Source organism: Nostoc sp. DedQUE02 (assembly GCF_034531035.1).
Lineage (GTDB): Bacteria > Cyanobacteriota > Cyanobacteriia > Cyanobacteriales > Nostocaceae > Nostoc.
This window is the reverse complement of sequence record NZ_JAVRBY020000039.1, coordinates 70,619-80,117: the sequence shown is the minus strand read 5'-3', so window position 1 is coordinate 80,117 and position 9,499 is coordinate 70,619. Positions and strand designations below refer to the sequence as shown.

8 protein-coding genes and 1 pseudogene are annotated in these 9,499 nt (G+C 44.6%); 2 read left to right on the top strand and 7 right to left on the bottom strand.

What is annotated here, in order from left to right:
• Positions 1 to 130 precede the first annotated feature (130 nt).
• Positions 131 to 304: a hypothetical protein gene (locus RMX98_RS24650; RefSeq protein WP_409881662.1), complete on the top strand. Its 174-nt coding sequence runs from the start codon at positions 131 to 133 to the stop codon at positions 302 to 304.
• A gap of 228 nt (positions 305 to 532) precedes the next feature.
• Here RMX98_RS24650 and katG read toward each other — a convergent pair whose 3' ends face one another.
• On the bottom strand, positions 533 to 2,827 hold the full coding sequence (katG, locus tag RMX98_RS24645) for a catalase/peroxidase HPI (protein WP_409881798.1): 2,295 nt from the start codon (positions 2,825 to 2,827) through the stop codon (positions 533 to 535).
• Between the two features lie 454 nt (positions 2,828 to 3,281).
• Between katG and RMX98_RS24640 the strand changes: the two genes are divergently transcribed.
• Positions 3,282 to 3,575 carry a hypothetical protein gene (locus tag RMX98_RS24640; RefSeq protein ID WP_409881659.1) on the top strand — a complete coding sequence of 98 codons (294 nt, stop codon included), beginning with the start codon at positions 3,282 to 3,284 and terminating at the stop codon, positions 3,573 to 3,575.
• Positions 3,576 to 3,866: 291 nt separating this feature from the next.
• Here RMX98_RS24640 and RMX98_RS24635 read toward each other — a convergent pair whose 3' ends face one another.
• The 6 genes and pseudogenes from RMX98_RS24635 to RMX98_RS24610 all read right to left on the bottom strand — a co-directional run bounded on the left by RMX98_RS24635 (position 3,867) and on the right by RMX98_RS24610 (position 9,353).
• On the bottom strand, positions 3,867 to 4,745 hold the full coding sequence (locus RMX98_RS24635) for an MBL fold metallo-hydrolase (RefSeq protein ID WP_409881658.1): 879 nt from the start codon (positions 4,743 to 4,745) through the stop codon (positions 3,867 to 3,869).
• A 356-nt stretch (positions 4,746 to 5,101) separates the two neighbouring features.
• Complete coding sequence (locus RMX98_RS24630; RefSeq protein WP_409881655.1) at positions 5,102 to 5,587, bottom strand: tetratricopeptide repeat protein; 486 nt, start codon at positions 5,585 to 5,587, stop codon at positions 5,102 to 5,104.
• A gap of 325 nt (positions 5,588 to 5,912) precedes the next feature.
• Positions 5,913 to 6,614 carry a DUF4337 domain-containing protein gene (locus RMX98_RS24625; RefSeq protein WP_409881654.1) on the bottom strand — a complete coding sequence of 234 codons (702 nt, stop codon included), beginning with the start codon at positions 6,612 to 6,614 and terminating at the stop codon, positions 5,913 to 5,915.
• A gap of 463 nt (positions 6,615 to 7,077) precedes the next feature.
• Positions 7,078 to 7,416: a XisI protein gene (locus RMX98_RS24620; protein ID WP_409881653.1), complete on the bottom strand. Its 339-nt coding sequence runs from the start codon at positions 7,414 to 7,416 to the stop codon at positions 7,078 to 7,080.
• A gap of 189 nt (positions 7,417 to 7,605) precedes the next feature.
• Entirely contained in the window at positions 7,606 to 7,974 is a 369-nt protein-coding gene (locus RMX98_RS24615; RefSeq protein WP_409881652.1) for a hypothetical protein, read from the bottom strand.
• Positions 7,975 to 8,574: 600 nt separating this feature from the next.
• Positions 8,575 to 9,353: pseudogene (locus RMX98_RS24610) on the bottom strand (ISAs1 family transposase).
• Positions 9,354 to 9,499: the final 146 nt, after the last annotated feature.

Here is a 9,499-nt window from a genome sequence, read left to right as displayed (position 1 = left end):
ACCTTTAACCTTTACCCTTTAACCTTTTCCCCAAACCCAACTCCGAGTTAAAAATCCAAAACCCGAGCAGTATTGGGGTGGTAATCCGATCGCTTCAATTCGTCAGTTTGCCAAAGCCGCAGAAACGTCAATGACCGCAATGCTCAACGATTTTTGGTCTGCCTGCCACTACACAGATGCGATCATTTCTTCCATTACCACAACCGCAGGCTACGACATTGCCGAAAAGCTAAACATTCCCTTCTTTTTAAGCAGCCTACTTCCTATCACTGCCAATTCAGATTTTCCCTATATCTGCAAATAACTTCCGTTGTTAGCAACATCTATTCCACAGGTGATTTACTGTCTGGACAACCAATGGCGTTAGGTCGCAAAAACTTTTAAGTGACAACGAGATTATCTCGTTCGTATTGCTTTAATCCAAAGCGCAAGGTTCCTCTTGCCGTGGATAAGCAGCGTTCTTATCCACGGTGAGTTCTTCAAAGCGCAGCGATACACCCGTGGAGTTCGGGCGTGTTGAGCGCTCAAGACTTTAGCGGGTCTGTTCAGCAGGAACGTCGAAGCGATCGAGCATCATCACCTTGTTCCAAGCTGCGACGAAGTCCTTGACCATCCGCTCGTGACCGTCATCAGCGCCATAGACTTCAGCAATCTGACGCAGTTGGGCGTTCGAGCCGAAGATGAGATCGCAGCGGGTTGCGGTGAATTTCGCTGCACCGGTTTCGCGATCGCAGATGTCAAAAAGCATCTCACGATTGTCAACAGGCTTCCACTCGTAGTCCATACTGGTCAGAACACGGAAAAAGTCATTGGTCAAGACACCCGGTCGGTCAGTGAAGCTACCGTGCTTTGAATAGTCCCAGTTCTGATCGAGCGCCCGAAGTCCGCCAACTAGAACCGTCCATTCGGGCGCGGTCAGCGTCAGGAGCTGCGCTCGATCGAGGAAGATACGCTCTGGCTTCACCTTATAGCCAACCGCTTCATTGTGATAATTTCTGAAACCATCCGAAACTGGCTTCAGCCAATTAAACATTTCAACATCTGTCAGTTCCTGAGTCGTATCCATCCGCCCCGGAGTAAACGGGACGGCAACGGAAAGTCCAGCCTCTTGTGCAGCCTTCTCGACCGCAGCACAACCACCGAGGACGATTAGGTCTGCGATCGAGATTTTTTTGTTGCCCGACTGAGCGCCGTTAAACTCCGCCTGAATTTGCTCAAGGGTCGATAGCACTTCGCCGAGTTCCTGCGGGCGGTTAATTTCCCAGTCCTTCTGGGGATTGAGGCGAATGCGTGCCCCATTTGCGCCGCCGCGCTTGTCGGAATGGCGGTGAATCGATGCCGCAGCCCAAGCGGCTGACACGAGCGCCGAAACCGAGAGTCCACTCGCTAAAATCCGATCCTTGAGAGACTTGATATCGGCTGCATCAACGACATCATGATCGAGTGCCGGAATTGGATCTTGCCAGATCAAATCTTCCTCTGGGATTTCCGGACCAAGATAGCGCGTTTTTGGCCCCATGTCTCGATGGATCAGCTTATACCAGGCGCGCGCGAACGCATCGCTGAAGTAATCGAAGTCACTCAAGAAGTGCTGACAAATCTCCTGATAGACCGGATCGACCTTCAAGGCAATGTCCGAAGTCATCATCATTAACGGGTGCTCAACGCCCGGTTGATGGGCATCCGGTGTCTTTGGCGCATCAGGATTGCTCGGCTTCCACTGAATGGCACCTACTGGACTCTTTGTCTGTTCCCAATCGTACTTAAAAAGATTGGTTAGGTAGCTGTTGTCCCACTGGGTTGGATTTTGAGTCCACGATCCTTCGATCCCGTTCGTCATCGTATATTCGGCAAACCCAGTGCCTTCAGGGTTCTGCCACCCCAAGCCCATCGCCTGAATCGGCGCAGCTTCCGGGGCTGGACCGATCTTATCCGGCGAGACCATGCCGTGACTTTTGCCAAAGGCATGACCGCCTGCAATCAGCGCGACAGTTTCTTCGTCATTCATGCCCATCCGCGCAAACGTCTCGCGAATGTCTCGCGCCGAGCCATAGGGGTCGCCCTCAGCGTTTGGACCCTCTGGATTGACGTAAATTAGCGCTTGGTGCGAAGCCGCTAGCGGGTTTTCAAGGTCGTAGTATTGCTCGTCCGGTTTTCCAACCCACCGAATCGTGCGAGTGACCATCTCATCAGGATGACCAGGGTGTTCCTTAACATCGTCAACCGGATCGCCGTTCCAGAACTCCGGCCCCCAGTATGTGGCGCGATCCGCCTCCCAGGCATCAATGCGACCGCCACCAAAACCGAAAGTCTTAAACCCCATGATTTCGAGCGCGCAGTTGCCAGTCAGAACCATCAGATCGGCCCAGCTTAGTGCCGCACCATATTTCTGCTTGATGGGCCAGAGCAGCCGTCGTGATTTATCTGTGTTTCCATTATCCCACCACGAATTGATTGGTGCAAAGCGTTGCATACCCTGACTCGCTCCACCCCGACCGTCTGCGATCCGGTAGGTGCCTGCTGAGTGCCACGCCATACGAATCATTTGAGGTCCATAATTCCCATAGTCGGCGGGCCACCAGTCCTTTGAATCGGTCAGCAGCGCTTTGATATCGCTCTTCAACTGTTCAAAGTCAAGCTGCGAGAAGGCTACTTTGTAATCGAAATCTCGCAGTGGGTTAGCTTGGGGCAAATTTTGGTGAAGCAGTTCGACCTGAAGTCGGTTCGGCCACCAATCATCGACTTGCGGCTTGGAGCCGAGCGCGCCGCCAATGCGGGTTCCCCGGAAGGGACATTGTGCAGCAGGGGTGACAGGGTTGTTGTTCATGGGGCTGTTAGTCATTCAGTTCAATCATTCTTCATTTTCAATTCTCTCTAACAGTTTATGTTAGTCAAGCTGTGTTGAGCGCCGCCATTTGTGGCGGTTTGAACGGCAAGTGCCTTCATCGCTAAAGTTCTTGCAAGTTCTGAATAAGCTACCCTTTGCTAAGGGCATCCATTAGGGCACATTTATGCTATTGAACCGAGATATGACCAAAAACCTGCAAGCTGTCCCGAAAAGGCTTATTTTACGTTGTAAATAACGGCTTTTTTGAATCGGAAGTAACAAATTATCAAAACCAGACAGGACAAGGATTTCCAGACCATCTTCCAGAGAATTACTCAAATCTCGGCCACCCGTGACAGGTTGAGAGAATTGCACATTTGTCAAGTGGGTACGAAAAAAGGGGAGAAGTAATATAAGAACAAACTGGCAAAGCTCACCTGATTAATTGCATGTTATGGTAATCACTCAAAAAAGTTTAATATACACCCAATCCCTTCATATTTCCCAAACATTAAATGAGGCAGAAAGTGCTGTTGTCCCTGCCTGGAAGGGGTTAAGCCTGAAATTGCGCCAAGGACTCAACAGTGTTGGACAGTTCTACCAACAGCTGGTTTCCCAGCTTGATGATGCAATCGGCGTTGCTGATGGGGAGCCAATATGGAACGCATATCTGGGACAGTGGCAGGTGGCTGTTAACTTTGCTTCGGGGTGTAAGTCTGTGGTGTGCGATTGGCTATGCGCTATGTAACTTACTCTTTATCAGGGTTAGAAGCGTTTATACATCTAGCAAATTACGTTTATCTAATTCCGCTATCGTCAAATTAGGGAAATTAACCGTTGACTTGATACATTATTATCTTCCAGATTATAGCCCCCACTTTTAAAATCATGGAACATTTCTTCAGTAAGCTTTCTAGATAGCAAATTGTAAAACGTTGTTTCTTGACAGGCTCAAAGCCAAAGCCAATCCCGAACTCAGGGGCAAAGGTGGTTATTGGGCGATTGTCACCGTAGTAAATGACTTGAGCAAGCATCCTGATTAAGGTTCACGCCAGGAGTAGTTCATCGGCACCCAGGCATACCCCTGATCTTCTGCACGAATATGCCCCAATCCTGGGAAAGGCAAATGGGCACCTGCGACGAGGCAGCGCGTTTTCTCCGCATTGGCTAACTGTTTGACACGTTGCGAAGCAGCAGCATCAGGATCGACATCATAAATGATTGCGATCGCAGGATGCAACAATTGAACCGAGGCAACGTGCAGCATGTCACCCCAGAACTCCACGCTCTCACCCTGACTTTCAACGTGGTAGCAACTGTGTCCCGGCGTATGTCCAGGTGTGGGAAGCGATGTAATCCCCGGCAGAATCACCGTCTCGCCAGAAAATGGTTTCAGCTTGCCTGCTGCGAGGTAAGGTTCAACCGTCTTGATTGCTCCATAAAACGACTTTCTACGGTTAGCCTGTGCTACTTCTGCATTCGCGCGATCAAGCCAAAAATCCACATCGGGCTGACCTACATAGACGGTGGCTCTTGGAAACATCAGTTGTCCATTTTCGACCAAACCACCACTGTGATCGGTGTGAATATGAGTCAGAAGAACCATATCAATTTCATCGGGCGCACAGCCTGCCGCCTTTAGCGATGCCTGTAGCCTTCCACCCAGCTTTGATCCAAATAATTCTCCTGCACCTGTATCTACTAACACGCGGTGGTCTCCGGTATCGATCAGAAATACATTAATCGAGGTCTCGACAGGGTTTGCAAGGAAATTCCGGTGAAGGAGGCTATCGATCTTACCTGGGTTGGTATTGGTCAGGAGGGTGTAAAGATCCTGTGGTACTGTCCCGTCACTCAGTACTGTAATCCCGAAATCACCTAGCCCGAATCGATAAAGGCTTGGCGCTTGAGTTTTCATTGGGCATTCCTCAAATGTATTATTATGTTACATTATTTGGCGAACGGACAAACATTTCGTTCCAGATTGCTTCTGAGCGAGGTCAGGATACTTCCTCACTGATCTTCTTGAAAAATCCATCTGATGTCCGAAAAGCAGTAGCCCTGAAACATTACCACTGGACTGTAGGGACTTCCAAATCGAAAAATACCGAATAGATAAAGAGCGCAGGGAGTACGAGGACTAAAAAACGGCTCATTTTGAGTCTTGGAAAGTAAATCAAACAGTAAATGCTGATTTTTTCTTCGATTTTCAATTTTAGTTGCGATCTTGAGTAATTTAGATGCAGTCGTCCTGACTTTCGGCTGAAAAAACAATTACCCATACCATTCATTCATCAGAATTTGCTCACACCTTACGATCATTTCCTGCGCCTGGGATAGACCAAGATTATAAGCATTCTCAAAACACGCTTTGGCTTCGATCACCCGACTCCTTCGACCCAGTTCATCGCCTTTGTTGTACCAAGCTCTAGACATCAGTGGGTCTATTTCCAGCGCTCGGTCATAACACAAAAGCGCTTCTTCTTGCTGACCGAGGCTACTCAACGCATTCCCTTTATTCATCCATGCAATCGCGTTTCTTGGTTCAAACTCCAGTGCCGAATTGTAAGACTGTAAAGCTGCTTCGTGATACTCCAGTCTCCAAAGCGCCAATCCTTTGTTGATCCAACTTTCCACATGGCACGGATCGATTGCAAGCAAGTTGTTATAGTAGGCCACCGCTTCATTAAACTTTCCTGCGTCTTGAAGCACCATTGCTTGTTGAAATATCTCAATGATATTTTCTAATGGTTCCGACATCACTTAAACTTCCTATTTAAAATCTCGCTTTGCCCATTCTCGAATAAATGCTATTAACTAATAGCATTTTACGAAAAATCTGATACAGATGTAAACTTTGAAAGCGTTATTGAAAATAACTAGTAGTTCGCTTTAGTGACAAAAGCAGGGTAAAGGGGAAGAAGGGGAAAAGGTTTTAAATCCCTTACCCCTTACCACTGCCCTTTTCCCCTGCCTAAAAAAGCGGATTTTTGGATTGGCGCACTACTAGTCTCTTGATGAAAAAAATTAAGTTGTTCATAATTTTGATGTCTGACCCCGACTGCTGATTTCCATTGGATCATTGTTATTTATTAGGTGAGGAAACAAAATCAGGTAGCACAATTCCAATACTCACAATTTTTTCCCCGACTGGTTTTTCTAAAATATTTTTTGATAGTAATTTAGTCAATGCATCGGGGTGTAGTTGCCAGTTTAATAATCCCGATAACCCCATCACCAAGCCAAATATAGTTGGTAGCAAGGCGGCATAGAACAACCATTTTTTCTGAGATAGAGATGTGATAGCAAATAGTGAGACAGAAAGCGATAAGAAGGCATCAGCTAGATCAAACTGGTCATCATGGTAATTAAGTTGGTCATAGGTTATTTGATCTTTTTCGGCGACTAACTTCTGTTCCTGCTTTTTCTGGTCTTCTTTATCAACAATTACTTGATAAACGGCAATCTGTTTTTCATATTCAGCCCTTACAGCAGTAGACTGAGAAACAGATTGCAATTTGAGTTGCGTCAGATTCGCTTTGGCTATTTCCTCACGAATATTACGAGCTTGGTATAATGCCCAATCGTCAATTTTATTCGCTTGAGCTTGCTGCATTGCCTGAACCAGATTATCGTCTTTGACTTTGCAGATACCCATAAAAGTTGCGATCAATGCAACGGTAATTGCAACAGCACTATTTACACGACCTTTGCGTTTTTCGCGCTTCAGTGACGTTTCGACCTCATCTTTTTCATCCTCAACCAGGTCAAGCGGATTTATGTCCATATTGGAATTCCAATTTCATTTAAACATCAAACAAGGATTTCAGTGTAAACCATCTTCAATTTTACTGCTTGCCAGAGGCGCTCGTAGAAGGGTAGGTGATGTTTTGCTTATTCTCAGTAACATCCAGTTTATAGTGATCACCAAGCTGCACTATTTAAATCACAACCTGCTCGTACTTTGATTAAACAACCAAAAAATTGCTGTTGCTTAGTGACAATCCAGTAGATAGTTGTGCAAATTTTACCTGAGTAAACGCAGATGCACTACCATCAAGGTCAAAGAATAATCCACCTGTAGCGCTGTTGTAAATAAATTGCTTTTCGCTAGTGGTTGCAGATGTTCCAATGGTAAACCGACTTGTCTCAAGTGTACCTAATGATAAGCCGCCACTAAAACCATTAGCTGATACCTGAATATATTCTTTTAAATTTTGACTTTTGCCTTCCCTCCTTCCCCTTCCCCATCACGTCACAGCAAAACCTGTATGTTGCCGTACTTTAGGATGACGAAAACCAAGAACTATATCTTTTTTAGGAACTCCAGCTTCGAGCAAATCAGTTGCTACACCTTCTTCTGTGTCATCCCATTGAATCCAAATTTTTTCATCAATTAAACTTAAATGGATGGGTGTGGCATGGAGATATTTGTCGCCACTCCAACCTATATCTAAAACTAAGTATTGTCCCCGCTCATCATCAAATAAAACTTGAGAAGCATAACCATCGGGTAGGCCAGTTCGATAATTGGCATGATTTTGAAGTACGGTCTTGATAATGTCTTGATATTTTAATCGGGTATCCATTGCACATAAATATCTCTTGCTGGCACACCAAAATCCTGACGCATAAAAATTGCAAGGGGATTTATCTATTTTGGATGTTTTTTGACGCGTATGGGCGATCTTTGCAGCGACAAGCTAGAATGTGCCCTATTACTCAAAATTTTGTTAAGTAATATAAGTGCGATCGCACTTGGGGACTTATTTAAAAAATTACCCTACAGACTTCACTGTTTGGTTTACCGTCGAGCGTGCTTTTTTTCGGTTTGATTTGCGCGTTCCACCAGCCATCTCATACTCATCACTATTTTTGCCATAGTGAGATGCAACACTTAGCAGCATTTGCTCAGAATAATCATTCAAATCACGTTCTGCATTTACTAATGCATTCTGTGTCTTATCCACCATCGTTCGTGCTTGATTATAGGCGGCTAGCTTTTCTCGTAATTCCAGAACTTTAGTGTTGTATGTAGCGATTGATAACTCATTGCCAAAGTCTAACTGAGGGTTGATAGTCTGCATTCCTTCAATTCGTCGTTCAGCTTTGGTGAGTGCGACGGAGTTCCGTTTACGTTGCGTCATAAAGTTTTCCTCTTTGGATTTCAAGATAAAGAATAGTAATCAGGTTTTACACTGGGTTCTCTATATATCATTAAAATACGCAAGAAGCAGACACACTAGCCACAGTAAAGCTACAGAATTTTCTTTGAAAGTATTAGAATTAGTAAACTGGACAAATACGGATATATTTGCTGAAATTTTAGAATAAAACTTGATTTACGAGTCGCAAACTTGATTTACGAGCCAGAAACTTAATTTACGAGTCGCAAACTTAATTTACGAGCCAGAAACTTGATTTACGAGTCGCAAACTTAATTTACGAGTCGCAAACTTAATTTACGAGCCAGAAACTTGATTGATATCATATCCGCTTGATTGCTTATTAAACCCGAAGAACCCCACCCCGCCAAAGCTATGCTTTGTCTCCCCTCCCGAAGAACCTACGGTGTACACACAAGTCTTTAAGAGTTACTCCATAAGCTTTTGATCCCCCCAACCCCCCAATTTATCGCAGGGCTGTTTCATTCCATAAGGGCAAAGAGTTTGTCAATATCATTAGAGAGAAATCTATGGGCAGTTGTGATGGAAATATGACCATTTCGACGGAGTATATTAATTGCGTTAGCGAAGCTTTGCCGAAGGGATCGCTCGTAAAACAGAGAGATTAGCCGGGGCATTACCCAGATGTATAGTAGAACGATCTTCATTCAAAACTACATCCTTAACCCAATGAAGTTGATTTTCTATACCCCAATGACCGCGAATACCCTGAGCAAATTCTTGGGCTGTGCAAATGAGACTACTGATGTAGCAAGCAAGATCATGATATTGTTTACCCCCTCTTGTTCCAACTCTTTCAACCTGAATTAAAGACTTAATCCCAATCCATTTTGGGTCTATTCCATTCAAATCATGAAAAACTTCTACAGTTCGCTTTGTCAGTCTATCCCTTGTTTTTTCAGTGGCGATATAACGACTTGTTGGCTTTGTTCTAGCAGCAACGCTTTGGATATGACGATGAAGTTTTGGCTGATTTGCTTTAACAGCAATTACGTAATCGTTACCACTGTCTATAAAAAACTTGCAAGTTTTTTTTGGCAATGTAAAGAATCAAAGCTGAATACAGCATCTTTGAGATCCAAAGCTGTAATTAAATTTTGCAGAATTACAATTTCGCTTTCCTGTTTTTTTTCAAATTTTTCCATGCCTAAAACTAGTCCTCTTTTACTTGCAAACACTGAAACTATGCTGACAAAGTTTTGATATGCTTTCTCATGGTCGATTACTGTTCCTTTAATGCTTTTTCCATCTATTCCACACCAATCAGATGGCTCTAAATCAACGTATTGGTATGCCCAGTGATTGAATATAGCGACAAGTTTATCAAAATCTACTCCCATCACTACACGCCTAATAGTTGAGTATGAAGGTACACCATGTTTTTGAAGTTTTTCTGTATTATCAGCCTTGTCTTTTATTTGTACTACATATATAATACAAAATATACCACCACTCAGTTGGTGACTGTTTGTCGCTTGAACAAAAG